A 25,400-nucleotide genomic window follows, 5' to 3' on the forward strand; every position below is an offset into this window, starting at 1 on the left:
CATGAGCCGACACTGGCACGACCTGCACGCCCCGGACTCACGCGCGAGCCTTTACTTGCGAGCGGCCAGCAAGCGCAAGATCAGCGGCGACAAGCTGCCCGACGAAGGCCTGCGCTGCGTGATGCGGGTTCAGCCCGACAACCTGGCAGCCTACCGCCGACTCTGCCACTTCACCGACGATGGCCGCCTGCCCGCTACTTATCCCCATGTGATGGCCTTCCCCCTGCAATTGCAGCTGCTGACGGCGCACAGCTTCCCCTTCCCCTTGCTCGGGCTGGTGCATCTGCAGAACCGCATCGAGGTGTTGCGGCCACTGGGCGGCATCGATGCATTACGTTTCGCCGTCTACGCCAATAACCTGCAACCCCACGCCAAAGGCGCCACCTTCGACCTCATCACGGAAGCCGAAGATGCCCTGGGCCTGCTCTGGCGCGAATGCAGCCGCACGCTGGTACGCGGGTTACGCTTGGAGGGCCAGGCGAGCGAGCAAGCAGACAGCGCGCCTGAATCGCTGGCAGAGGCGAGCCGCTGGTATGCCGACAGCGATATCGGCCGGCGTTACGCCAAGGTCTGTGGCGACTACAACCCGATTCACCTGAGCGCCGCCAGTGCGCGACTGTTCGGGTTCCCCAAGGCCATTGCCCATGGCATGTGGAGTAAAGCCATGGCACTGGCGGCCCTGCGCGGGCACCTGCCGAACAGCGGCTACAGCTTCGAGGTGGAGTTCCGCAAACCGGTGCGATTGCCTTCAGAGGTGGTGCTCAGTGCCAGCGAAGCCGGGCCAGAAGGTGAACTACGACTGGATGGGCAGGGTGAGTTGCTGCATATGGTTGGCCGTTGGGGTGGCCTGTAGGCGCACGCCCCTTGCTTTGCATCGGGCCTGCGCCGAAGCTATGCGGCATTAGGAGACCCCCGATGAACCTGCAAGAACTCACCGAACGCCTGCACCGGATCCGCGACAACAACGATTGGCGCGGCTTCCACAGCCCGAAGAACCTGGCCATGGCCGCCAGCGTTGAAATGGCCGAACTGGTCGAAATCTTCCAGTGGCTGAGCGAGGACCAATCCCGCCAGCTGCCTGCCGACACACTCGCCCACGCCGGCCAAGAGGTGGGCGATGTGGTGCTCTACCTGTTGCTGCTGTGCAGCGAGCTGGGCCTGGACATGGACCAGGTGGTAAGGGCCAAGCTGGCCGACAGTGAAAGGCGCTTCGCCCGATGAACGACCGTCACTTCGATGAACTGGCCACCCGCTTCGCCGAGAAAATCTACGGCGGTGCCAAGGGCGCCATTCGCCTGGCCGTGCTGCAGGCCGACCTGGCCGAAACCTTGCCCGATCGCCCACTGCGCATACTCGACATCGGTGCAGGCCTGGGCCACATGGCCTTGTGGCTGGCACAACGCGGCCATCACCTGACCCTCGCCGAGCCCGCCGCGCCTATGCTCGACGGTGCCCGCGCGCGCTTTGCCGAGGCAGGCCAGACGGCCACCTTCATCCAGGCGCCGTGGCAGGACCTGCTGGGCCAGCTGACCGAACCTTACGACCTGGTGCTGTGCCACGCCGTGCTCGAATGGCTGGCCGAACCAGAAAGCATCCTGCCCGTGCTGCACCAGCTCACCGCGCCCAGCGGGTGGCTTTCGCTGGCGTTCTACAACCGCGACGCACTGGTCTATCGCAACCTGCTCAAGGGCCATTTCCGCAAACTGCGCAGCAACCGCCTGGAAGGTGAAAAGCAGAGCCTGACCCCGCAGAAACCCCTTGATCCGCGTGAGCTCAAGGCGCAACTTGATCCTATGTGGCAGGTCGAAAGCGAGAGTGGCGTCAGGGTGTTCCACGACTACATGCCCAAGGAGTTCCAAGCCAAGGCCGAAATGCTCGACCTGCTGGAAATGGAACTGGCCCACCGCCGACACCCAAGCTTTGCCGGGCTAGGTCGCTACCTGCACTGGATCTGCCGCCCCCGCTGACCCCGCCCGCCGGGAGGAATACATGCCGTACCGTCTGTTGTGCCTGGCCCTGCTGCCCCTTGCCCTGGCTGCCTGCCAGGGCAGCAACCCGTATGTCGCCAGTAGCCGCCCCTTACCGCCCGCCCCTGCGCAGGCGGCCACCACCTTCGATGCCAGTGCCTACCCGGCACCCGCCCGCGACTACGGGCACTACCGCAGCTGGAGCTGGCGTGACGGCCAGTTGCCCAGCGGCACAGCCAATGCCGACCCGGCACAACTGGCCGATGCCATCAGCGGCGCGCTCGACCAGCATGGCCTGCGCCCTGCCCGGGGCAGCGCCGGCGATTTGCTGGTAAGCGCCGACATGCGCCTGGAAAAACGCCTGCGCCAAGTACGTGACTACGACACCTACGACCCCTACTACGGCCCCTACCCCTACGGCAGTGTGGGTTACGGCGGCTACCGCAACGGCTACGGTGCCTATGCCAGCACGCCGATCGTGCGCACCTACGAGGTGGAGGTGATGGTGGTACGCATCGACCTGTACGACGCTCGCAGCGGCCAGCCGGTGTGGAGCGCCAGTGCTGAAAGCAACAGCGACAAGGACTCGCCGCGTGATCGCGAAAGCGCCTTGCGTGATTCGGTGCACAAGGCGCTCAGCGGCTATCCTCCCAGTTAACGTTTAACGGAGAACCATCATGTTGCGCCGTCTCGTTCTACTGTCATTCGCGCTGGTGCTCACGGCCTGCTCGAGCAACAACGTCCAGCAGGATTTCGACGCCAGCCGCGATTTTGCCGCCTACCGCAGCTGGGCGTGGCAGGAACCCGGCTTGCAATACCGCCCGGACGACCCTCGCATCAAAAGCGACCTGACCGAGCAGCGCATTCGCCAGGCCGTGGCCGACCAGCTCGACCAACGCGGCCTGCGCCCGGCACAGGGCAATGCGCGGCCTGACCTGAAAGTGCGCGCCTACCTCATCGTCGAGCAGCGTCAGCAGCAGATCACTACCAACTATGGCGGTGGCTGGGGTGGTTACTGGGGTGGCTACTGGGGCGGGCCGATGTACAACGAAACCCGCAGCGTCGACTACAAGGTCGCCACCATCCAGGTCGACATGTTCGATGGGCGGGACGACAAGCTGGTCTGGCGTGGCAGTGCTGAACAGATCATGAACAATTACCCGCCAAGCCCGGAAGAACGTAACAACGCGATCCAGAATACGGTGACCCATGTGCTGAGCAACTACCCACCCGGCAGCAAGAAGTAATGCGCCGAGGCCCATCGTCGGCTTGCCGGCGATGGGCCAACACAGGCCCCGTCAGCTGCGACATCTTCTGACCCCGTCACGCCTTTTTCCCTTCCCGCCGCGCCCGCTTGCAACTTCGCGTCTACCCTGAATTCAAGGAAACCTGACTGACCGGGTAGAAGTGTTCAACAATTAGGGAAGGCGACCTGCCAATGCAAAGCATTGTTCTTCTGATGTGGCTTGCCTTGTGCTCCGAACAGGATGTGCGTCAACGGCAGATCTCCAACGCGCTGACCCTGGGCGTCGCGGCCTGCGCCCTGGCCTGGCTGTTCGCCACCGGCCACAGCTGGATCGGTGCCGACGCCAGCGACGCCGGTTGGGCGTTGGCCATCGTCATGCTGCTGACGTTACCCGGCTACATGCTCGGGCGTTTCGGCGCCGACGACGTCAAATTGATGGGCGCCCTGGCGCTCGCCACCAGTCCTCAATATGTGCTCGGCACCTTCATTGGTGCGGGTATCACAGTCGTGCTCTGGCTGCTGTCGCGTCGCCGCCTGTGGACCTTGCTCAACCCTAAGGTCAAGAAGCGCTTGCAGGCCCTGACGGAGCAAATGGGCGACAAACAGGCCTTCGTACCGTACGTCCTGGCGGGCTTTATGCTGACAGCGGTATGGATCCAATAATCATCCCTGTTGTCCTATAACTTGTACGGACCTTGTACAGAATCGCCAAGTGCGACTACTTTTAAGCTGCCGGAGTGTCTAGCCCGGGAGCAGGGCCGATTACGAACAGGGAGTTGATCGTGAACAAGCCGTCCAGTGAAGTGAAGGTGCTGGTGGTCGATGACCAGCCATTGATCGTCGAACAACTGTGTGAATACCTCGAAAGCCAGGGCCACGTGTGCGTCCCAGCCCATTCCACCGCCCAAGCCATCGAACGCTACTCGGCCGACCCGAAGATTGGCCTGGTGCTGTGCGACCTGCACATGCCCGAGCGTGATGGCATCGACCTGGTCCGCGCCTTGAAGGAGCTGGCCGGCAACAAGCGCATGTTCGAAGCCATCATGCTTACCGGTCGTGCCGACAAGCAGGACGTGATCCGCGCCTTGCGCGCGGGCTTTGTCGACTATTACCAAAAACCGGTAGATTTTGACGAACTGCTCGAAGGCTTACGCCGTCAGGAAGCGACGCTGTTGGAGCGTCAGCGCAACATGAAAGACCTCGGTGGCCTCAACCAGCGCCTGCAGGACCTGGCAGAGTCGGTCGACGAGCTCTACCACGACCTGGAAAAGGCCCGCGGCCAAGGCGTGCACCGCCGTGCCAGCGATGTTGAAGAAAATGAAAACGAGCTGCCCGCCGTCTTCGAGAAGCTGTCGCCGCGTCAACTGGAAGTGGCCCGCCTGGTGAGCAAAGGCAAGACCAATTACCAAATTGCCTGTGAACTGGGCATTACCGAGAACACCGTGAAACTCTACGTTTCCCAGGTGCTGCGCCTGACACACATGCACAACCGCACGCAGCTGGCCCTCGCGCTGACGCCGAGTTCTTCACCGGTGCATCAGCGCTTTACCGCTCATTGAAATACTGGCCTGTCAGCGGCATCCGATTTGCCGTTGATAGGCCATTAGCCCCACGCCTCATTCCATCTGGTAGGTAAGGCTTAGCGTCACGCGTGGCCCGCGGCTCAGGCTATCCAGGGCAACATCGGCCAAGGGCTTCGCGACCTCCACCGCCAAATTGAAGTAGCGCCCATCCCCCAACCGCAGCCCCAGCGCAGCGGACGCCATGTGGGCATCCTCGACATTGCTGCGGTTGTACCAGGCCTGCGCAGCATCGAGTACCGCATAGGGTTGCAGCACCTTCAGCCAGTTACCGTTGTGCCGAACACGGTAGCCAAGCTCGTACGCTACCCCCCACCCCTTGTCCCCCGCTGCCTGGTCGCGTGGATAACCGCGGCCGAAAGTTTGCCCGCCAAACACCGCCCGCTCGCTGTCGGGCAGCGTGTCGTCACTCCAGTACAAGGCACCAGACGCCACCCCCTGCCAATCATTGAACAACACATCGCTCTGCAAACCCGAGAGGCGAAAACGCAGAAAGTCCAGGTCATAGTCGGCGTCGCTGCGTGCCCCCAGGTAATCCAGGCCTTGATAGACACCGGCACTGACAATACGCAAGCGGCGATCGTCGGCCTTGCGCCAATTGCCTTCAAATGACACCGCGCGTACGTAGCTGTCGTACTGGTGTGACGGCAACAGCCCCGCAGGCCGATCTTCGAGGTGCTCACTGATCGCGTAGAAACGCCCCGCCACCGTCATCCACTCATCCGCCTTGACGATCAGCGGCTGGCCAAGGCCAACCGAATAACGCTCGCTTTCACGCTGCTGAGTCAAATCGCTACCGTCCTCCAGCCGAATTCGGGTGCCCGGCGTGCTGCGATAGCGCGAAGCAGACACCAGCAACTGGCTGCCTTCAGCATCCAGGTACTGGCTGTAGTCCAACCGCTGGTAATGCGCCTGGTCATCGCCGGGCGGCAACAACACGCTTGCCTGAAACTGTTCGGCATAGCGGGTCTGGGCGTTGCTGGTGACGGTGAACAGCGCCTGGGCGTCCTCACGGCTGCCATCGCTTACGGTAATGCCAGCGGCGAACGGCGTACGCCGCGCGTGGACCGTCAGCTGAGCGGCGCCCTCAGGCGACTGCGCCGCAGCCAATTCAGCGTCCACTGCCACGCCGGGGAGGCGCTCGGCCAGGCCCATATAACGATCGAGCGTTTGCCGCGTCAGCGGGCGTTCCGCCTGCAAGCGCTGCAGCAACTGCTGCAGGTAGGTGCGGGCCGAGCCGATGTCACCTTCCAGCCGGTACCCGTGGATATAGCCCTCGACCAACACCACCTCAACACGGCCCTCAGTGACATCCTGCGGCGGGAGGTAAGCGTACGACAGCAGGTAGCCTTCTTGCCGGTAACGTTGAGTAAGGCGCGCGGTGAACTGCTGCAACTCGCCCAGCGTGGTTTCACGCCCGATCAACGGCTGGTAGTGGTCACGCAGGTCACTCAAAGGGAACACCGTCCCCCCTTCGAAGCGCACCTTGTGCAACACCAGGCGGGTCTCCAGCGGCGCCCAGCCTGCCGCGCTGGCGTTCGGCAGCGCCAGCTGCAGGCGTGGGGCAAGTGGGCGGTAGGTGTCCAGCGGCAGGTTGGCGGCGGGCAGGCGACGCTCGTTTTCGTGGCTGTCGAGAAAGCCCGGCAACGGCTCTGCGCGGGCCATCAAGGCCAAGGGCAGCAACAAAAGAGGTATGACCAGAGGACGCATAGGACGCTCCATGATCCCTCGTGTACCGGGGCGCCAGCCGGTCACACCCGTCTTGTGCAAAGCGTAGGTGCTGGCCCGGCAATCGTCGAACGGCTACTCGCTGACCTGAAACGCCACCCGCGCGGTCTCGCCACTTTCATCCAGCGCGCTGAGCTCGATCTGCCCAGGCCGTTCGAAACGTACCAGCAGGCTGTCCTGGCCTTGGGTCTCGCCCAACGGCTGACCGTTGAGGAACCACCAGCGCCGCCCGCCGCCGCCCAAGGCGGAAACGTGCAATTGCAACGGTTCGCTGCTGGTTGCCGGACGGCGCAGGTTGTCCCCCGGGCGCACGCCGACAATCGACAGCGGGGGTGCGCTGGCGGGCGCCTGCGGTGGGCAGGCCGGGTCTACTGCCGGCAGGCGCGCTGCACGCCGTTCGACCCTGGGCAGCCAAGGCTCCAGCGGGGCCGGCCAGAGCGCAATGTCGCGTACCTTGGCCCCCGGGCAACTGCCGTCGACCCGCAGCCCTTGCGCATTGACCCAGACGCGCTCGCGCAGGCCCAGCCCGAGCGGCTGATCGGCCGCCTGCAAGGTCGGCGGTGTGGTGCCGTCGAGGGTCCAGGCAAAGCGCTGGCGGCGGCAGTTGGGGTCTTGCCGATTCATCGGCTGGCCCAGCGGCCAGCAGATGGCTGCCACGCCGATGGTAGCGGGCACCTGCTCGACCGGCACGCTGATACCGCGCTGGGCATCGCGGTTGCTTAGCAGGTCATGCACCTGAAGCATCAACGGCGCCGCCGAGGCCAGGCCGAACTGCCCGGGTACCGGTGTGCCGTCGGGGCGGCCGATCCATACACCAATCAAGTAGCGCGGGCCGACCCCAATCGACCAGGCGTCACGAAAGCCATAGCTGGTACCGGTCTTCCAGGCCAGTTGCGGGCGCTGCACCAGTTCGGCGTGCGGGTCGCGGTCGGGGCGTGCCTGGCCGCTCAGAATACGCCGGATAATCCACGCCGCCCCTGGCGACAGCAGGCGTCGCTCTACCAGCGGGTCCTGCGGCTGCAGGCGGATGCGCGCACTGTTGCCGGCCCGGGCCAGCGCCGCATAACCGCCGACCAGGTCTTCCAGGCGGCTGCCCGCACCCCCGAGGATCAATGACAAGTTGGGCTCGGCCAAGGGCGGCAGCATCAGCGGCATGCCGGCCATGCGCAATTGCGCGGCGAAGCGTTTCGGGCCATACGCTTCCAGCAACTGAACGGCCGGCAGGTTGAGCGACAGCGCCAGTGCCGAGCTGGCCGACACCGGCCCGCTGAACCCCATCGAGAAGTTGCCGGGCCGATAGTCGCCGTAGCGCCTGGGCACATCCTGCAGCAGCGATTCGGAGTGGATCAGGCCGTCATCCAATGCCATGCCGTAGAGGAAGGGTTTGAGCGTGGAACCGGGCGAGCGCAATGAGCGCACCATGTCGACGTGGCCGAAGCGGCGTGCGTCGCTAAGGTCGATCGAACCCAGGTAGGCGCGCACTGCCATGGTCTGCGCCTCGACCACCAGGATCGCCGCCGACGTGCGCTCCGGCAGGCGTGCGCGCCAGCCCAGCAGCAGGTCTTCGAGGCGCCTTTGCAAGGCTGCGTCTAGGGTGGTGCGAATCAGCGGCGGGCTATTCGCCGTGTTCAGCCGCCGCGCCAGCAACGGTGCCAGGGCCGGCTCCTGACGCGGCGCCAGCAGCAAGGGCTCCTCGGCAGCTTCCTTCAGCTGCTGGGCAGGCCATACTTGGTATTCCTCCAGGCGCTGCAGCACTTTGTCGCGCGCACGCTGGGCACGCTCGGGGTGGCGGTCCGGGCGCAAGCGGCTGGGTGCCTGGGGCAGCACCGCAAGCAGCGCCGCCTCGGCAGGTGTCAGGTGTTTGGGCGATTTGCCCAAGTACGCCCAGCTGGCCGCTGCCACGCCCTGCAGGGTGCCGCCAAAGGGTGCACGGTCGAGGTAGATCTGCAGGATTTCGCGCTTCGACAGGTGCCACTCCAGCTGCGCTGTACGCCATAACTGGCGCAGCTTGCCGGCCAACGTCCGGTCATGCGGATCGAGCAGGCGCGCCACCTGCATCGACAACGTACTGCCCCCCGACACCACGCGCCCTCCGCGCAGGTTCAGCCAGGCCGCACGGGCCAGGGCCAGCGGGTTAACCCCAGGGTGGCGATAGAACCAGCGGTCCTCGTAGGTCAGCAACGCCTGCAGGTACAACGGCGAGACCTCTTCCGGGCTGACCGGGTAGCGCCACACGCCATCGGCGTCGGCAAAGCGCCACAACGGCGTGCCGTCTTCGGCCAGCACCACCCGCGCCAGGTCGTCGCCGGGCATGGGCAACGGCCAGATACGGTCGGCCAGCCACACCAGGCCCACAGCCAGGACCAGGGTGATGGCGCTACCACGCACAATCCTGCCCGCACGCGTGCGCGGCCGCGCTAAGCTTGGCATCGGGAACCGACTTGGCCAACTGATGGCCAAAGGCTTGGGAACGGCAACCTCGCCGGTGTGTTGATCAGGAAGCAACTATGCATGTAGAAGATTTTTTCGGGTGGCTGGGCCACGCACTCGGGTCGTTGATCCGCTTTATCGTCGACGCATTGAGCGGGCTGTTCAACCTGCTGGCCAATGCCGGCGGCAATTTCATCGATGGCCTGGCACGCACCCTGGGCATGGACACCTCGCTGGTCAGCATCCTTGCCCTGGTCGTCGGCCTGATGCTGCTGTACGCGGCAATCCGCGCCTTCATGCGCGCTTCGATCATCCTCGGGATCATCTGGTTGGTGCTGGGGTTGTGGGTGATGAGCTGGGTGATTCACTAAAGGCCATCGCCGCACCTCGCAGTGTGTGCTCGCTGTGTGTAGGAGCGGCCTTGCGTCGCGAAAGGGCTGCATAGCAGCCCCAGGATTTCGGCGTCACCCTTGATAATGCTGGGGCCGCTTTGCGGCCCTTTCGCGACGCAAGGCCGCTCCTACACCTGCCCGAGCACACATTAGCAAAGCCTCGAGCGCAGGCTTTTAACGGGCTTTGACGGTCATCTCGCCTTGCCCATCGCTCACTGCCTGCAGGTTCGGGCGGTACATCGACTCGACCTGCGGCGGCGGCACACGGTAGGTGCCCGGCGTGACTGCCCGCGCCAGGTACAGCAGGTGCGTGGTGCCATAGCTGTCCAGCTTAAGCGCTGCGACGTAACGGTCATCGCGGTACTCCTGGTGCAGCACGCTGGCGTTCTGCATCGACTCACGCCACTCTTTCACGGCACTGCTGGCATTCTCCAGGCTGGCCGCACTCTGTGCCAGGTTCTGGTTTTCCAGCTCAAGCCCCGCTGGCAGCAAATCTACCACCAGCGCATCCGGCACACGGTCTTCGGCCTTGAGGGCCAAGTGCACCAGCACCAGGTCGCCGCTACGCAGGTTGTGCAGGTCCAACGCCTGGCCATTCATACCCAGGTACTCACGACGAATCTGCAGACCATTGCCACCGGCTGCCGGCGCCTGGCGCGGGTAGCCAGACAGCGTCAGCTGCTGGTAAAGCGTCTCGCTGCCTTCGTTTTGCACCGTCAGCGGCGACGCCAACAGCGGGCCTTCGAGCTTGAGGCCGGTTTCGGCATTGTTGAACTCGCGGATCTCGCCCGCGCTGTCCAGACGCGCCTGCCACTTGCCTTCCGGCTTGCCGAGCAAACCACGGCCAGCGAGGAACAGCGCGTTACGTTCCTGGGTCGACAGCCAGCGGTTGGCCGCCAACTCGTCCGACAGTGCGAACAGGCGTTGGTCGACCTGCTTGCTGGCCAGGTTGCTCTCCTGCAACAGCGCCAGAATCAGCGCCTGGTCACGCAGGCTGCTGCCGTAGTCAGCCATCCAGCCTTTGCTGCGGCCAATACCCAGGCCGGCTTGCAGGGCCTGCTCGGAACGTGGCTTGTCGCCCATCTTCTCCAGCGCTACCGCCAGTTGCACCAGCGGCAAGCCGGAGCGGGCGTCGGCACGGCGTTCGAACAACCCGCGCAAGGCACCCAACGGCGCCTGCTGGCTGCGCGACAGAACCAGGGCAGCATAAGCCTGCACGGCGAAGCGGGTATGGTCAGCGTTCTCGCTGTAGTCGACCTCGATCAGGTTGCGTTCCTGCAGGTAGCGCAGCAAGCGCTCGTTGGCCTTCTTCAGCGCCTCGGCGGGCACGCCGTAGCCCTGGTCACGGGCGCGCAGCAGGAAGTCGGTGACATAGGCGGTCAACCAGTACTCTTCTTCGCTGTCCGAACTCCACAGGCCGAAGCTGCCGTTGTAACGCTGCATGCCCAGCAGGTGCTCGATGCCCATTTCGATCTTGCGCTTGCGCACGTCGGCCGGTTCGCCCTTGATCCCCAAACGTTTGAGGCTTTCGGCATCGGCGTACAGCGACGGATAAAGGCCGCTGGTGGTCTGCTCCAGGCACCCATAGGGGTAGGCTTCGAGGGCACGAATCTGTTCGGCCAGGTTCAGCGGCGGCCGGCTCGACAAGACCAGGCTGGCTTCAAGGCCCGCCGGTTCAAAGGCAGCCAGGTCCGCCTCGGGCAACGCCCATGGCTGGTCCTTCAAGGCAACCCGGTAGTGCTTGAGCATCGCCGGATAAGCCGGGCGCACACCCAAGGTCCATTCACGCTCGAAGGCAGTGGCCGGCTCGTTTGGCAGTTGCAGGCCATTGACCCGCACGCGCACCTTGCCCTGCCCCAGGCCGCCTTGGGCCTGCACCGGAATCATCAGCGTGCGGCGTTGGCCTTCGTCCAGCGCGACGCTTTGCACCGCGCTCGCCGCCAGGCTCAACTGGCCTTCGGTGCTGATCTCGACATTCAATTGCTGGGCGCGGCCCGACAGGTTGGCCAGGTCCAGCGCCAGGCTGGTGCGGTCGCCACCGGCCAGGAAGCGCGGTGCCGAAAGCTCGGCGATCAGCGGCGCAGCCACCACCGTCTTGCCCTCGGCCACGCCGAAGTGATCCTCGGTCCAGGCCTGCGCCATCAGCCGCAGTTCGCCATTGAAGTCGGGGATGTCGACCGTGGCCTGGCCCTCGCCCTTCTCGTCCAGGGTCACCGGCAGGCTCTGCTGCGCGACAATGGTCACCGTGGTGTTGGGGCGTTTGCCACCCTTGGCCATGGCCGCGTCACCGCCAAAGGCCAGGCTGGCAAGGCGGCCCTGGCCGGCCTCGATCAACTGGCCGTAGATGTCCAACTGGTCGGCGCCATACGCTTTGCGGCCGAACAGGCTGGTGAAGGGGTCGGGGGTCTTGAAGTCGGTGATGTTGAGGATGCCCACATCAACTGCCGACAGCAGTACATGCACCTGCTGCCCCGCAGCCGCTGGGCTGCCATCGGCATTGGCCACCTTGAACTTGACTGTCAACGGCTGCTTGGGCCGCATCTTCTCCGGCGCCTGCAAGCTGACCGCCAGCTTACGCTCGGCCCGGTCGAGTGGCAGGTGCAGCACGCCCACCGCGCGTTTCGGTGTGGCATTGGCCTTGCGCTCGCCGGGGCGAATCACCAGGGCGCTGATATACAGGTCGTGGCGTGCCCACTTCTTGTCCAGTTGCACGTCGAAGGTCTTGCCTTCGGCCGGCACCTCGATCTCTTGCCACCACAACGGGCCATCGCTGGACTCGATCATCAGGTAGCCGCTGCCGGCGGCAGGCGGGGTCACCGTGACTTTGGCGGTGGCGCCATCGGCGTAGGACGGTTTGTCCAGGGCCAGCTTGACCTGGTCCGGGCGTACTGCGCCGCCTTCGGCGTTGTCCTGGGCGCGATAGCCCGCCCAGAAGCGCTCGCTGGACACCAGGCCAGTCTCTGGGTCTTCGACCTCGACCCGGTAAGGGCCCCACTCGACCTGGAACGACAACTTGGCGGTCGAGCCGGCCTTGACGCTGACGGTCTCTTCGCTCTGGGTGAGGAATTTCTCGTTGTAGTTGTAGCTCCAGCCGTCGCTCTGCGAGTAGTTCCAGTAGTAGTCACGACGCTCGCGAATCAAGCGCACCTTGAGGTCGTTGGCCGCAAGCTTCTTGCCATCACGGTCGGCCACCAGGAACTCGAATTCCACCGGGCCGTCACTGTCGGTTTCCTCGCCTTCGAACAGGCCGCGCAGGCCCGGCAAGCGTTCGGCAGGCCAGATCGGCTGTTCCAGGCGACGGGTGATCGGCCGGCCACCGGACTCCTGCAGGCTGGCCTGCACGGTCAGTTGCAGTGGCGAGCGGGCTTCGGCCCAGCGGCTTTCGATATCGACCACTGCCTTGCCGGCCTGGTCGAGGGTGACTTCGTCCAGCTCCAGGTCCTGGTTCAACTCGGTTTCGGTGACCGAACCGAACTGGTAACCCGGCAGCGCCGGCACCGCTTCGCGCAACGGGCGTACGTAAGCTTGGCCACTCAGCCGGTTACCCGCAGCCGGCGCGCCGTAAAGGTAGCGGCCATTGACTTGGATGTGGGCGTCCTGATCAGGCGCAAGCGGTGCACTGCTGCCTTTGAGCTCCAACGCCAAACGTTCGGGGAGGAAGTCTTCGACCAGAAACTCGTAGACCTGCTTGCGCCCGCCACCCAGGTCGAGCAGCAATTGCCAGCGACCGGTCGGCGCCTCGCTGGCCAGTTGCAGTTGGTATTGGTAGAGGCCACTGCCATCCGCCTCCCAAACAAACTTGCGGCTGACCTGCTCATCGGGGCGACGCACTTCCACACTGACCGGCTGGGCCTTGACCGGCTTGCCATCCTGGTCGCGCAGCAGGCCGTTGAGCAGCACGGTCTCCCCCGGGCGATACAGGTCGCGCGGGCCGAAGATGAACAACTGCAAAGGGTTGGCTTGAGGGCCGGTGATATCGAATTCGGCCAGGTCCAGGGCCGCAGTGTTCAGGCGCAGCAACGTGGTGTGCACGCCTTGCGTGGCAATCAGGGTATCGGCCTTGGGCGTGATCGGCAGTTCGGCGTGGCCGTCGCCATCGGTCTTGGCCTGGGCCAGCAACTTGCCCTTCTCGTCATGCACCTCGAGGTTGACGTCTTTCATCGCCTTGCCGCCTTCCAGGGCTTGGGCGAACACGTCGAGGCGGTCGCGGTAGCGGTGCGCAGAGACGCCGATGTCGCTGAGGCTGAACAGGGTTGCAGGCTGCGAGTAATCGTAGGTGCCCGAGGCACGCATCACTGCCAGGTACACGCCCGGTTCCTGCAGCGGCTTGATCCCGGCGATCGGCAGCAGCACGGTCTCGCGGGTGTTGCGCGCGGGGTTGAGATCGAAGCGGCCGCTGTAGACCAGCTCGGCCATGTCCAGGGTTTCTTTGGACTGGTAGTAGTACAGGCTGCTGTTACGCCCCCAGTTGACCAGGAAGGTCGAGAGCATCTCGGGCTTCACGCGGAAGAACTCGACATCAACCTTGTCGACGTTCAGGGCGATCACCGGCAAGCCCTCGGCCAGGCGCGTGGGCAGCAACGAACCGCGGCTGGCAAAGCCGATGGTCGGCTGCATGTCGCGGGTTTCCAGGCGGGTGACCGACTCGCTGTCGAGCGCGTTGCCATTGACCGCCAGCAGGCCTTTGTCGACCGTGAGCACCAGCTTGCGCTGTGGCTCCAGGTGGCGCAGGCGCAGTTCCATCTGGTTGTCGGAGAGTTCCCAGGCCCCGTCGACCTTGCCTTTGACGGTGTCGACCAGGTGCAGTTTGCCGGCGAAGTCCTGTGTGGCATCCAGCGGCGCGGAGAAGCTGATCGACAGCGCGCTGGCGCCGTCGAGCTGCACTTCCGAGACGTCCAGCACCGTGAGCGCCCGGCCCTCGTAGCGCTTGGCGAGCACGGCAGGGTCTTCGCGCTTGGCCGCTGGGGCCTCGGCGGGCGCGGTGGCTGCCGGTTTCTCGGCCGGCGCGGGTTTGCCCGGCGCGGAGGAGTCACAAGCACTGAGCAAAGCCAGCGCGCAGGCCAGCAACAATCCTTTGTTGAACATGGAGTAGGAACTCTTAGGCAGCGTGTACGTGAGGGCAGCAACTATAGCGCAACGACGGGCGCGTCACCCGCCGCGTAGCGCCAGGTGAGACCGCGTTCGCGCGAATTGGTTGCCTGGCCGGTACACTGTGGCACTGCTTATGCCAGGAATTGAAATGTCTCAACTGACCACCGACTGGCGCGACCGCCCTACCCACCGCAAGGTCTGGGGCCTGGCCGCACCGATGATCCTCTCCAACATCTCCGTACCCCTGGTGGCGCTGGTCGACAGCACCGTCATCGGCCACCTGCCCCACGCCCACCAGCTGGGCGCCGTTGCCGTGGGCGCCACGCTGTTCACCTTCATGGTTGGCCTGATGGGCTTTCTGCGCATGGGCTCGACCGGCTTCGCAGCCCAGGCTGCTGGGCGGGGTGACGGCGCGGCGTTGCGCCAGGTGTTGGTGCAAGGGCTGCTGCTGGCCCTGGGCTTTGCCGTGGTCATCGGCCTGTTGGCGTTGCCCTTCAGCCAGTTGGCGCTGCACGCGATGCAGCCCAGCGCAGCGTTGCAGCAATCCACCGAGGATTTCTTCCACACCCGCCTGCTCGGGCTGCCTGCGGCACTGGCCAGCTACGCGCTGGTCGGCTGGTTCCTCGGCACCCAGAATGCCAGGGCGCCGCTGGCCATCCTTCTGACCACCAACCTGCTGAACATCATCCTCAACCTGTGGTTCGTGCTCGGCCTGGACTGGGGGGTGCTGGGTTCGGCGCGGGCCTCGGTGATTGCCGAGTGGAGCGCCGCACTGCTGGGCCTGGCCCTGACCCGCCCGGCCTTGCGCGCGTACCCCGGGCACATCGCCTGGGCGGCGCTCAAGCGCTGGCAGGCCTGGAGGCCGCTGCTGGCCGTCAACCGCGACATCTTCCTACGCAGCCTGGCATTGCAACTGGTGTTCCTGTTGATCACCGTGCAAGGCGCCCGGCTGGGTGAAGCGACGGTGGCGGCCAACGCCCTGCTGCTCAATGGCCTGCTGCTGACCGCCTACGCGCTCGACGGGCTCGCCCATGCAGTCGAGGCCTTGTGCGGCCACGCCATCGGCGCCCGCGACCGCGACACCCTGCGCCGCTCGCTGGTAGTGGCGTGCGGTTGGTCGCTGATCACCAGCGTTGGCTTTGCCGGGCTGTTCCTGCTGGGTGGGCACCTGTTCATCGACCTGCAGACCGATATCGACAGTGTGCGGGCGGCGGCTTACCCGTACCTGCCGTACTTGGCGGTACTGCCGTTGATTGCGGTGTGGAGCTACCTGCTCGACGGATTGTTCATCGGCGCGACGCGTGCGCGGGAGATGCGCAATGCGATGCTCGCGTCGGTGGTGATTGCGCTGCCGGTGGCGTGGGCCATGAGTGGGTTTGGCAACCACGGCTTGTGGTTGGCGTTTCTCGGGTTCATGGCATTGCGGGCGGTGACGTTGGGGTGGGTTGGGTGGCGGTTGCAGCAAAAGGGGCTGTGGGTTCAGTGATTTTGGGGCTGCTTTGCAGCCCATCGCGACGCAAGGCCGCTCCTACACGGATGCGCGTTCATCTGTAGGAGCGGCCTTGCGTCGCGAAATGAGGGCGCAGCCCTCACCTGCTAACTTACAGCCAAACACAATCCCAATGTGGGTACTGCCCTGCACGCGTTACCAGTCCCGCACACACGGATGCGCATTCACCTGTAGGAGCGGCCTTGCGTCGCGAGATGAGGGCGCAGCCCTCACCTGCTGACTCACAGCCAAACACAATCCCAATGTGGGTACTGCCCAGCACGCGTTACCAGTCCCGCACACACGGATGCGCATTCATCTGTAGGAGCGGCCTTGCGTCGCGAGATGAGGGCGCAGCCCTCACCTGCTAACTCACAGCCAAACACAATCCCAATGTGGGTACTGCCCAGCACGCGTTACCAGTCCCGCACACACGGATGCGCATTCACCTGTAGGAGCGGCCTTGCGTCGCGAAATGAGGGCGCAGCCCTCACCTGCTAACTTACAGCCAAACACAATCCCAATGTGGGTACTGCCCTGCACGCGTTACCAGTCCCGCACACACGGATGCGCATTCACCTGTAGGAGCGGCCTTGCGTCGCGAAATGAGGGCGCAGCCCTCACCTGCTAACTTACAGCCAAACACAATCCCAATGTGGGTACTGCCCTGCACGCGTTACCAGCCCCGCACGAATGGGATTAGCGATGATGTAACGCGCAGCCGCTTTGACATCTTCCTCTTTACGCAATGCGCGATCAAAAAAACCCGGTTGCCAGATATGCAGTCGTTCTGCGCCAACTCGATACAAAGCACAGGCGCTTTTGGACTTGAACGAACACATCAGACTTCCCAGGCTGTTGGCCCTTAGCTCGATCAGCCAATGCAGGTGATCTGGCATGAGAATCCATGCCAGCGTTCGACTGCTGCCCGCCTCATCACTCAAGCGCAATTGTTGGACGACGGCTCTGGCGAACCAGAGGTTGAGGAATAATGGATAGCGTTTACGGGTGACCGTCGTTAAAAGGTAAAGACGGCCGGGTTCGGATACCCGGCCAACGCGCAAACGGTGGTTGCCTTGACAGTCCATGTCGTTCTCCTTTGAACATCGCATTCAAAGGTAGCAACGGTAGGTCAGTACACTGTGAACGGATCATTTCCGGGTGTGACGTCGGTGAGGGCTTCGCCCTCATTTTCGCGACGCAAGGCCGCTCCCACAGGGTTAGCGCACCCTCCAAAGGGCAGCGCTAGCCTGGGGAAGCGGCCCCGGCGATTACGAAGACAAGTACGAAGAGCGGGTCAGCCCCAGGCGCAAGGCATCGAGGAACTGCGTCCGCTCGCGGGCGGTGATCTTCGCGCTGGCGACCTTGTCGCGGTAGTGAGTCATCAACTCCTCCGGCGACAGGTGCACGTAACGCAGCATGTCTTCGATGGTGTCGTGGGTCTCGATACCGGCGTGGTACACGCTGCCATCGGCATTCTGGTAGATGTTCACCGAGTCGGTATCACCGAACAGGTTGTGCATGTCACCCAGAATCTCTTGGTAGGCGCCAACCAGGAACACACCCAGCAGGTAGTCCTCGCCCTCATTGAGCGCATGCACCGGCATGCTGGTCTCGATGCTCTGCTCGTCGACGTACTGGTTGATCTTGCCGTCGGAGTCACAGGTCAGGTCTTGCAGCACCGCGCGGCGCATCGGCTCTTCATTCAGACGATGCAGCGGGATGATCGGCAGTACCTGGCCGATGGCCCAGGTATCCGGCAAGCTCTGGAACACCGAGAAGTTGCAGATGTACTTGTCGGCCAGCTTGTCATTGAGCTCGTCCAGCACCTGGCGGTGCGAACGCTGGCGCGCCTTCAGCGAGTTGTGCAGGCGACGGCACACGGCGAAATAGCACTGCTCGGCCAGGGCTTTTTCGGCCAGGCTGATCTTGCCATCGGCGTACTGCGCCGCCACGTCACCCATGTAGTGGGTAGCGCGCCAGTAGGTCTCGGTGACCATCTCGATGTCGGTCGGGCCCAGCAGGTCGGCCAGCCACTGCACAGTCTCGGGCAGGGCTTCCTTGTTTTCGATGGTCGGCACGTCGTCGTTGTGTTTTTCGACGTCGGTCACCTGGATCACCAGCATGGCGTGGTGAGCGGTCAGCGAACGGCCGCTCTCGGAGAAGATGTGCGGGTGCGGCAGGCCCTGCGCGTCGCAGAATTCCTTGAGCATGCCCACCACCACGCCGGCATAGTCATCCATGTCGTAGTTGATCGAGCTGGCATTGCGCGAGTGAGTACCGTCGTAGTCCACACCCAGGCCACCGCCGACGTCGATGTGGTCGACCGGCAGGCCCAGTGCACGCAGCTCGCCGTAGTAGCGGATGGCTTCCTTGAAGCCGTGCTGGTAGTCCGCCAGGTTGGCGATCTGCGAACCCATGTGGAAGTGCAGCAGGCGGATGCCCTGGTCCAGGCCGGCATCGCGGAAGCGCTGCACCACCGAAATCAGCTGCGCAGCCGACAAACCGAACTTGGACTTCTCGCCACCGGTGTCAGCCCACTTGCTCGACGCCAGCGACGACAGGCGCACACGCAAGCCGACCTGCGGCTTGACCTTGAGCTCGGCGGCCTCCTCGATCACCAGGGCGACCTCGGATTCCTTCTCGATGACGATGAACACGTTGTGGCCCAGCTTCTGGCCCATCAGCGCCAGGCGGATGAACTCACGGTCCTTGTAACCGTTGCAGACGATGGTGCCGCCCTTTGGCGCCAGCGCCAGTACTGCCAGCAGCTCGGGCTTGGAGCCGGCCTCAAGGCCAATCGAGACGTTCTGCGTGGCGATGATGTTTTCCACCACCGCTTCCTGCTGGTTGACCTTGATCGGGTACAGCGCGGTGTACTGGCTCTGGTACTCGAGGCGCGCGATGTTGGCGTCGAAGGCACCGGTCAGCTGGCGTACACGGTCTTGCAGGATGTCGGGGAAGCGCACCAGCAACGGCAACGACAGGCCGCTCTGGCGCAGTTCGTCGACCTGCTCGAACAGGTCGATCGGCGCGCTATTGGGGCCATTAGGGCGTACTTCGACGCGCCCGGCTTCATTGATGGCGAAATAACCAGCGCCCCAATGGCGGATGCCGTAAACACTGCGGCTGTCGGCCACGGTCCATTGGCTACCATCGTCTTTGCGTGTGCGTCGTACGGACATTCAAGTCCCCTATAGATAAGTCGAAAACACTGCCCCAACGAAAAGGGCCGGCGCAGTGTAGAAGCTGAAAATGACGATTCGTCCGGTTCAGGGGTAGACCCTTCCAACAGGAACGAGTTTAGAAAGCACTGGGCAAAAAAACGCGCGACGGCCTCAGCCGCCCGACTTTTTCGCCTTGAAACCCTGTTTGGTCAGCTCGCCGATCAACAGCTCGACATGGTCGCCCTGAATCTCGATAACCCCGTCCTTCAAGGCGCCACCGGTACCGCAGCGGCGCTTGAGCGTGGTGGCCAGCTCCTTGAGCTGATCGAGGGGCAGCGGCACACCGGTGACGGTGGTCACGGTCTTGCCACCGCGGCCTTTGCTTTCCCGGCGTACGCGGGCAATGCCGTCGCCTTCGGGGATGATTTGCTGCTTGCAGGTGCAGGCATCCACCGGCTGGCTACAGTCAGGGCAGTGCCGACCGGCATCGGTGGAGAACACGAGACCGCCAAGGGCGGAAAAGGAAGAAGCTTTCTTGGCCACTTTTGTTCCTCTGTGCTGAGGACAAAAACTGGTCGGCGGGAGCCGACCGCGAAGCCCCACTCTGGCAGGGGCGGCGCTACTGCCGCAAGATCTTGCGACAGCCCGAAAAGGGCGCGCAGTGTAACGATAAATCAGGGGATTGCTAAGTACTGGAATGCGCCATTTTGCGAATGTTTTGCGACCCCTGGGCGCTGGGGCTGCCTTGCAGCCCTTTCGCGACACAAGGCCGCTCCTACAAGGGCACCGCAATCGCCTGTAGGAGCGGCCCCGCTTTACAATAGGCTGGCTTTGTACCGCTGCAACGCCGCCAACGAGTCCGGGCAATACGGCTTGGTCTGGCTTTCTTCTTCCGCCTGCGCCAGGCTGATGAACCGCGCCTCACTCACCTCCTCCGGCTGCAAGCGCAACGGTGCATCGGACACCGCCGAATACACCGCACACCACAAGCGGTTATCGGGTTGGTCGAAGTAGAACCGTTCATGAAAGCGCAACGCGACGCCGTCGATACCCAGTTCTTCGGCCAACTCCCGCGCAGCCGACTCGGCGTAGCCCTCGCCCGCCGTCACCATGCCGCCCGCCGCCACATCCCAAAAGCCTGGGTACAGCGCCTTGCTCAAGGTACGCCGGTGCACGCACAACTCCCCGGCGCTATTGAACAGCAAGATGAACGTGCAACGGCCAATCAGCCCGCGCTCGCGCAATTCTGCCCGGGGCAAGGCGCCGAGCACCTGGTCGGCTTCATCGACCCAGGCAACCAGCTCACGGTCGGAAGCCGCCCGATGGGCGGCTTCCTGGGTGCTGATGGCCACGATCAACCCTGCGACAGCAGCTGACGCAGGTCGATGACCGCAGCGTTGGCCCGGGAGATGTAGTTGGCCATGACCAGCGAGTGGTTGGCCCACATGCCGAAGCCGCTGCCATTGAGCACCATCGGGCTCCACAGCGCTTCCTGCGAGGCTTCCAGCTCACGGATGATCTGGCGCACGCTGACCGTGGCATTCTTCTTCGCCAGCACATCGGCGAAGTCGACCTCGATGGCGCGCAGCAGGTGCGACAGCGCCCAGGCCTGGCCACGGGCTTCGTAGAACACGTTGTCGATCTGCAGCCATGGGGTTTCGACCAGCTCTTCGTCAACCTGCGGTGCCTGGCCAGGTTGTACCGACTCGGTCTTCAGGGTGGTGTTGAGCTTGACCCGGCCAACGCTGGCCGACAGGCGCTGCGACAGCGAACCCAGGCGGGTAGCCACATCGCCCAGCCAGTTGTTCAGGTTGTCGGCACGGGTGTAGAAGATCGCGCCCTTGTCGCCAGCGGCCAGGCGGGTCTGGTAGCGGTTCAGCGACTTGATGCCTTCTTCGAACTCAGACTCGCTCGACGGCAAAATCCAGCTCTTGTTGTCGAAGTTGAAGCGCGGCTCGGCCTTGGCCAGGTCGGCGTCTTCAGTGGACTGCGACTGCGAGCGGGCGAAGTCTTTGCGCAACGCGCGGGACAAATCGCGGACCTGGACCAGCACGCCGTATTCCCAGCTCGGCATGTTGTCCATCCACAGCCCCGGCGGGAAGCGGTCGTTGGAAATGTAACCGCCCGGCTTGTTCAGCAAGGTACCGGCGACGGTCTTGAGGGTTTCAATGGTGGTATAGCCGATGACCATCTGCTGGCCATTACGCTCGGCCGCAGCCTGGGCGTTCTGCTGCACCGGGAACAGCTCCGGCTCCTGGCTCCAGTACCAGCCCAGGCCGATACAGACCAGCAGGTACAGGCCGATCAGGGTACCCAGGGCACGGCTCCAGAGGCCGCCCAGGTAGCTACGGGCGGCGGCGCCACGGCCATCAACACGCTCGCGGGGTTCGGCTTTGGCCTCGCGGTTTTTCCAGTCCAGCATGGCATTGTCCTTAATCAGTCAAGACGGTTCAGAGGCTTGGACCCCAGGCCTTCGCCAGGGTGCCACGGCAAGCCCGCATCGCTGCACTATAAAGCAGACACTGCCGTACGCATAAGCGACCAGTGGGTCAGTAACTGAATATTCGTTCTAAACGCTTTGTTGATGGAGGGCACTCACCCAACGGAAAAGAGCTGCTAGCATAGAGCCATCATCGCACCTGCACACCACCCACCCAAAAGTAGCCAGGACATGAGCCAAGCAGTCGATCCGAGCCACCAGTGCCCCGCCCAGCACCTGTCGCGTCCCGGCCTGCGCAAGGATGACCCGCTCAACCCGGTGCCCCTGCCGCCGCTGCGCAAGCCTGTGTACATCCTTTTGCAGGACCACGAGCGCGCCCAACGCCTGGCCCAGCAGTTGGAGTTTTTCGGCCTCGGCGTGCAGGCCTTGTTCAGTGCGGATGCGTTTCGGGCTTCGCTCAGTGAATGCCCGCCTGCGGCGGTGGTGATGGATGTCGACTTCACCGGCAGCGGCCAGGGCCTGCACTTGGCCGCTCAGGCTCAGCAAGGTGTGCCGCAAACGATTCCGCTGCTGTTCTTCAGCCACCACGAAACCGATACGCCGACCCGCCTTGCCGCCGTGCGCGCTGGCGGCAAAGAGTTTCTGACCGGCACCCTGGAAGCCTCCAGCCTGCTGGAGAAGGTCGAGCTGCTCACCAGCACTACCCCGCTCGACCCACTGCGGGTGTTGATCATCGACGATTCGCGCACCCAGGCCCTGCACACCGAACGGGTGCTGAGCAGCGCGGGCATGATTACTCGCAGCCTGACCGACCCGATCCGCACCATGGCGGAACTGGCCGACTTCCAGCCGGACCTGATCATTCTCGACCTGTACATGCCCGCCTGTACCGGCCCGGAGCTGGCCAAGGTAATCCGCCACAACGACCGCTATGTCAGCGTGCCAATCATTTACCTGTCGGCCGAGGACGACCTCGACAAGCAGCTCGACGCCATGAGCGAAGGTGGCGATGACTTCCTCACCAAGCCGTTTCGTTCGCGCCACCTGATCACCACCGTGCGCAACCGCGCCGCCCGCGCCCGCCACCTCAAGGCACGCATGGTGCGCGACAGCCTCACCGGGCTGTACAACCACACCCATATCCTGCAACTGCTCGAAGATTGCAGCTTCCGCGCCCGGCGCGAGCAGCAGCCCTTGAGCTTCGCCATGCTCGACATCGACCGTTTCAAGAAGATCAACGACCGCCATGGCCATCCCATGGGCGACCGGGTGATCAAGAGCCTGGCGCTGTTCCTCAAGCAACGGCTGCGCAAGACCGACTTCATCGGGCGTTACGGCGGCGAAGAGTTCGCCATCGTCATGCCCAACACCGCCCTGGATGCCGCGCACAAGGTCCTGGACGAAATCCGCCGGCGTTTTGCCGAGATCCTCTATCCGGCGCAGCCACGGGACCTGAACTGCACGTTCAGCGCGGGGGTGGTGCAACTGGACGATGAGCTGGATGCGCTGACCATGGCCAGTGCCGCGGATGAGGCGTTGTACCGGGCCAAGCACGCGGGGCGTAACTGCGTGGTTCGGGTGGAGCCTTAGCAGCAAAACATTGCTCACTGATTTAGCAAGAACTCTGTGGGAGCGCCGGCCAAAGGGTTCGGAAATCTCCTACAGCATGGCGACAGGCCAGCATCGTCATCATCTCGTCACAAAATGGCAATAACTTCAGGCGCTTACCTCTCCCACTCCCCGCAGGAAGTTCGCGGCTATGCGCCTGAAGTGGCTGACCAATTTCAACACCCTGTTGCTGGTAACCGTCTGTATCGCCCTGGCCGTGACCTTGTGGTGGTCACAGCGTGCCCTGGAGCGCCCCTATCAGATGATGGAGCGCTACCTGGGCCTGTCCCAACAGTTCCAGAACCAGGCAGCGCACAACATCCAGGCCTACCTGGCCAGTGGTGATGCCTTGCGCCATGCCGCTGCGATGGAGGCTAACCAACAGTTGCAGACGGCATTGGCCGAATGGCCCGACGCGCTGGCCGACAAACTGCACCCCAGCCTCGACAGCCTGCAGGCCTTTACTGCCGAAGAACTGCTGGCGGCCGGCAAGCTGGCCGGCGACCCGCAAGCGCTGTTACTGCAAGCCGAGCGCGAACTGGGGGCCAACTTCGAACAACTGGCCAATTACGCCCGTGACAGCGGCAGCGCCGAGGCCAACCGCTATCTGCTGCCTTTGCTCGACGCCACCGTGCACCTGGGCCGCCTGTCGCTGGCCCGGGACAAACTGGTCAGCAGCGGCCGCCCTGAACTGGCCGACGAAGTGGAGCGCGAGCTGCAACTGATCCGCGCCCAGGCCCAGGCCCTCGACAGCTTGCCGTTGCTGGGTGTTACCCGTGCAGCCGAGTCCAATGCCGATGATTTCGCCGCCCTGATGGGCCTGGAAACCCAAGCCAGCGCGCAGCAGGAAGACATTGCCGTCGCCCTCAAGCGCGAACTGCTGAGCCTGCTCACGCGCTACCCGGCCGAACTGCAACGCACCCGCGAGCAAATCGAGCGCCGCGCCGCCCTGGCCGCCAGCACGGGCCAACGCCTTGAAGCGGTGCAGCAGGCCATCGCCGGCCTGGAGCCGGAGGTCCGCGGGCTGCACGCCAAAATCGCCGCCGAAGTGCGTATCAGCCAAGGCCTGATGATCGGCCTGATCTTGCTGATCGCGCTGCTCATCGACACCCTGCAGCGGCGCTTGGCGCGTACATTGACCAGCCTGGCGCCGGCCCTGTCGCACTGGGCCGAGGGCGACTTCGCCGAGCCGATCGCCCTGGGCAAGACCAACCGCGAGCTGCACGACATCCAGGAATCGCTCAACCGCCTGCGCCACTACCTGGTGGAACTGGTCGGCACCATCCGCCACAACGCCGAACAGGTGGCCGGCAGCAGCCATGCCCTGGCCGGTATGAGCGCCGCCCTGCATGACGGTGCCGAGCGCCAGGCGGGCGACACCGGGCAGATTCGCGACGCGCTGGGTGAACTGGAAGCGACCATCCAGCAAGTGGCCGGCGATGCCAGCGCCGCCGCCGACGCCAGCCGCGATGCCGGCCGGGCGGTGGAGCACGGCCAGGCGGTGATTGGCCAGAGCTTGTCGGGGTTACGCGAACTGGTGGACGAAGTGCAGGGTAACGCCCGCATGATCGAACAACTGGCTGAGGAGTCCGCCACCATTGGCGGCGTGTTGACGGTGATTCGCTCGATTGCCGAGCAGACCAACCTGTTGGCCCTCAACGCCGCGATCGAAGCTGCCCGCGCGGGCGAAATGGGCCGTGGCTTTGCCGTGGTGGCTGACGAAGTGCGCTCCCTGGCGCAGCGCACCACAGGCGCCACCGGCGAGATCCAGACACTGATCGACCGCTTGCAACAAGCAGCCAGAGGCTCGGTGGCGGGCATGCGGGCGCAGTTGGAACATGCCGAAGCCACCGCCGACCAGGCCCAGGCCGCAGATGGCGCGCTGGACGAGATTGTCCGCGCCATTCGTACCATTGCCGATACGGCGGTGCGGATTGCCGATGTCACGGCCCAACAGAGCGGTGCGGTGAGCGAGATTCGTGACCATAGCGAGCGGATTCACGAGTTGGGCGAGGACAATTTGCAGCGCATTGGCGAGGGGCGTGAGCAAGGGGAGCAATTGCTGAGCCTGGGCAGCGAGCTGAGCACGGCGGTGCGGGCGTTCAGGGTGTGAGCGTTGCCTGGGCCGGCCCTTTCGCGGGGCAAGCCCGCTCCCACAGGGTGACCTCTGCACTTGAAGTTGGCGTGAACCTGTGGGAGCGGGCTTGCCCCGCGAAAGGGCCGGTATAGGCGAATCAGCCATCGGCCATGTGTCGTTCCCCC

The 25,400-nt window shown here is 64.1% G+C and carries 19 protein-coding genes; 11 read left to right on the top strand and 8 right to left on the bottom strand.

Translation table 11 applies throughout. The features are described from left to right. Window position 1 precedes the first annotated feature (1 nt). From AB7M33_RS05830 to AB7M33_RS05860, 7 genes are all read left to right on the top strand, one after another. Window positions 2-853 (top strand): MaoC family dehydratase, encoded by an 852-nt coding sequence (locus AB7M33_RS05830; RefSeq protein WP_454242564.1) that lies wholly within the window; start codon window positions 2-4, stop codon window positions 851-853. A 62-nt stretch (window positions 854-915) separates the two neighbouring features. After that, the gene (locus AB7M33_RS05835) at window positions 916-1,221 is read left to right on the top strand and encodes a MazG-like family protein (RefSeq protein ID WP_027594968.1); all 306 of its coding nucleotides are present in this window, start codon (window positions 916-918) and stop codon (window positions 1,219-1,221) included. Beyond that, window positions 1,218-1,967: a methyltransferase gene (locus AB7M33_RS05840; protein WP_099428255.1), complete on the top strand. Its 750-nt coding sequence runs from the start codon at window positions 1,218-1,220 to the stop codon at window positions 1,965-1,967. The genes AB7M33_RS05835 and AB7M33_RS05840 overlap by 4 nt, the downstream gene beginning before the upstream one ends. A 22-nt stretch (window positions 1,968-1,989) precedes the next feature. Then, window positions 1,990-2,625, top strand: coding sequence for a DUF4136 domain-containing protein (locus tag AB7M33_RS05845; protein ID WP_085273990.1), 636 nt, complete (start codon window positions 1,990-1,992; stop codon window positions 2,623-2,625). Window positions 2,626-2,644: 19 nt separating this feature from the next. Next, window positions 2,645-3,214 (top strand): DUF4136 domain-containing protein, encoded by a 570-nt coding sequence (locus AB7M33_RS05850; RefSeq protein ID WP_454242565.1) that lies wholly within the window; start codon window positions 2,645-2,647, stop codon window positions 3,212-3,214. Window positions 3,215-3,405: 191 nt separating this feature from the next. Beyond that, complete coding sequence (locus AB7M33_RS05855; RefSeq protein WP_027594964.1) at window positions 3,406-3,876, top strand: A24 family peptidase; 471 nt, start codon at window positions 3,406-3,408, stop codon at window positions 3,874-3,876. 119 nt (window positions 3,877-3,995) lie between these two features. Beyond that, entirely contained in the window at window positions 3,996-4,772 is a 777-nt protein-coding gene (locus tag AB7M33_RS05860) for a response regulator transcription factor (protein WP_454242566.1), read from the top strand. Window positions 4,773-4,829: 57 nt separating this feature from the next. On the opposite strand, the gene AB7M33_RS05865 is transcribed toward AB7M33_RS05860, so the two are convergent. Beyond that, entirely contained in the window at window positions 4,830-6,503 is a 1,674-nt protein-coding gene (locus tag AB7M33_RS05865; RefSeq protein WP_454242567.1) for a ShlB/FhaC/HecB family hemolysin secretion/activation protein, read from the bottom strand. A gap of 93 nt (window positions 6,504-6,596) precedes the next feature. Continuing rightward, window positions 6,597-8,951, bottom strand: a complete 2,355-nt coding sequence (gene pbpC, locus AB7M33_RS05870) for a peptidoglycan glycosyltransferase PbpC (protein ID WP_265969658.1) — start codon at window positions 8,949-8,951, stop codon at window positions 6,597-6,599. A 77-nt stretch (window positions 8,952-9,028) separates the two neighbouring features. Here pbpC and AB7M33_RS05875 point away from each other — a divergent pair, with 77 nt between their 5' ends. Then, window positions 9,029-9,322 (top strand): hypothetical protein, encoded by a 294-nt coding sequence (locus tag AB7M33_RS05875; RefSeq protein WP_454242568.1) that lies wholly within the window; start codon window positions 9,029-9,031, stop codon window positions 9,320-9,322. 195 nt (window positions 9,323-9,517) lie between these two features. Here the strand turns inward: AB7M33_RS05875 and AB7M33_RS05880 are convergent, their stop codons facing one another. Continuing rightward, window positions 9,518-14,428, bottom strand: a complete 4,911-nt coding sequence (locus AB7M33_RS05880) for an alpha-2-macroglobulin family protein (protein ID WP_454242569.1) — start codon at window positions 14,426-14,428, stop codon at window positions 9,518-9,520. A 154-nt stretch (window positions 14,429-14,582) separates the two neighbouring features. Between AB7M33_RS05880 and AB7M33_RS05885 the strand changes: the two genes are divergently transcribed. Then, on the top strand, window positions 14,583-15,920 hold the full coding sequence (locus AB7M33_RS05885; protein ID WP_274886862.1) for an MATE family efflux transporter: 1,338 nt from the start codon (window positions 14,583-14,585) through the stop codon (window positions 15,918-15,920). Between the two features lie 635 nt (window positions 15,921-16,555). On the opposite strand, the gene AB7M33_RS05890 is transcribed toward AB7M33_RS05885, so the two are convergent. From AB7M33_RS05890 to AB7M33_RS05910, 5 genes are all read right to left on the bottom strand, one after another. Then, a complete protein-coding gene (locus tag AB7M33_RS05890; protein WP_265969655.1) occupies window positions 16,556-17,011 on the bottom strand; it encodes an REP-associated tyrosine transposase in 456 nt (151 codons plus the stop codon). Window positions 17,012-17,194: 183 nt separating this feature from the next. Further along, window positions 17,195-19,108 carry an arginine decarboxylase gene (gene speA / locus AB7M33_RS05895; protein ID WP_027594957.1) on the bottom strand — a complete coding sequence of 638 codons (1,914 nt, stop codon included), beginning with the start codon at window positions 19,106-19,108 and terminating at the stop codon, window positions 17,195-17,197. A gap of 153 nt (window positions 19,109-19,261) precedes the next feature. After that, a complete protein-coding gene (locus tag AB7M33_RS05900) occupies window positions 19,262-19,633 on the bottom strand; it encodes a translation initiation factor Sui1 (RefSeq protein WP_027594956.1) in 372 nt (123 codons plus the stop codon). 272 nt (window positions 19,634-19,905) lie between these two features. After that, the gene (locus AB7M33_RS05905; RefSeq protein ID WP_454242570.1) at window positions 19,906-20,442 is read right to left on the bottom strand and encodes an NUDIX hydrolase; all 537 of its coding nucleotides are present in this window, start codon (window positions 20,440-20,442) and stop codon (window positions 19,906-19,908) included. 2 nt (window positions 20,443-20,444) lie between these two features. Further along, window positions 20,445-21,512, bottom strand: coding sequence for a DUF2333 family protein (locus AB7M33_RS05910; protein WP_027594954.1), 1,068 nt, complete (start codon window positions 21,510-21,512; stop codon window positions 20,445-20,447). Between the two features lie 249 nt (window positions 21,513-21,761). Between AB7M33_RS05910 and AB7M33_RS05915 the strand changes: the two genes are divergently transcribed. After that, the gene (locus AB7M33_RS05915; protein WP_099428244.1) at window positions 21,762-23,120 is read left to right on the top strand and encodes a diguanylate cyclase; all 1,359 of its coding nucleotides are present in this window, start codon (window positions 21,762-21,764) and stop codon (window positions 23,118-23,120) included. Between the two features lie 385 nt (window positions 23,121-23,505). Then, on the top strand, window positions 23,506-25,251 hold the full coding sequence (locus AB7M33_RS05920; RefSeq protein ID WP_454244201.1) for a methyl-accepting chemotaxis protein: 1,746 nt from the start codon (window positions 23,506-23,508) through the stop codon (window positions 25,249-25,251). The last annotated feature ends 149 nt before the right edge of the window (window positions 25,252-25,400 follow it).

Source organism: Pseudomonas sp. Y3 TE3536 (genome assembly GCF_053629175.1).

Coding starts and splice junctions, on each gene's coding strand:
- pbpC (WP_265969658.1), bottom strand. CDS start 8,951: ATGCCAAGCTTAGCGCGGCCGCGCACGCGTGCGGGCAGGATTGTGCGT.
- AB7M33_RS05880 (WP_454242569.1), bottom strand. CDS start 14,428: ATGTTCAACAAAGGATTGTTGCTGGCCTGCGCGCTGGCTTTGCTCAGT.
- AB7M33_RS05885 (WP_274886862.1), top strand. CDS start 14,583: ATGTCTCAACTGACCACCGACTGGCGCGACCGCCCTACCCACCGCAAG.
- AB7M33_RS05910 (WP_027594954.1), bottom strand. CDS start 21,512: ATGCTGGACTGGAAAAACCGCGAGGCCAAAGCCGAACCCCGCGAGCGT.
- AB7M33_RS05865 (WP_454242567.1), bottom strand. CDS start 6,503: ATGCGTCCTCTGGTCATACCTCTTTTGTTGCTGCCCTTGGCCTTGATG.
- AB7M33_RS05920 (WP_454244201.1), top strand. CDS start 23,506: ATGGAGGCTAACCAACAGTTGCAGACGGCATTGGCCGAATGGCCCGAC.
- AB7M33_RS05830 (WP_454242564.1), top strand. CDS start 2: ATGAGCCGACACTGGCACGACCTGCACGCCCCGGACTCACGCGCGAGC.
- AB7M33_RS05915 (WP_099428244.1), top strand. CDS start 21,762: ATGAGCCAAGCAGTCGATCCGAGCCACCAGTGCCCCGCCCAGCACCTG.
- AB7M33_RS05850 (WP_454242565.1), top strand. CDS start 2,645: ATGTTGCGCCGTCTCGTTCTACTGTCATTCGCGCTGGTGCTCACGGCC.
- AB7M33_RS05840 (WP_099428255.1), top strand. CDS start 1,218: ATGAACGACCGTCACTTCGATGAACTGGCCACCCGCTTCGCCGAGAAA.
- AB7M33_RS05835 (WP_027594968.1), top strand. CDS start 916: ATGAACCTGCAAGAACTCACCGAACGCCTGCACCGGATCCGCGACAAC.
- AB7M33_RS05855 (WP_027594964.1), top strand. CDS start 3,406: ATGCAAAGCATTGTTCTTCTGATGTGGCTTGCCTTGTGCTCCGAACAG.
- AB7M33_RS05875 (WP_454242568.1), top strand. CDS start 9,029: ATGCATGTAGAAGATTTTTTCGGGTGGCTGGGCCACGCACTCGGGTCG.
- speA (WP_027594957.1), bottom strand. CDS start 19,108: ATGTCCGTACGACGCACACGCAAAGACGATGGTAGCCAATGGACCGTG.
- AB7M33_RS05845 (WP_085273990.1), top strand. CDS start 1,990: ATGCCGTACCGTCTGTTGTGCCTGGCCCTGCTGCCCCTTGCCCTGGCT.
- AB7M33_RS05890 (WP_265969655.1), bottom strand. CDS start 17,011: ATGGACTGTCAAGGCAACCACCGTTTGCGCGTTGGCCGGGTATCCGAA.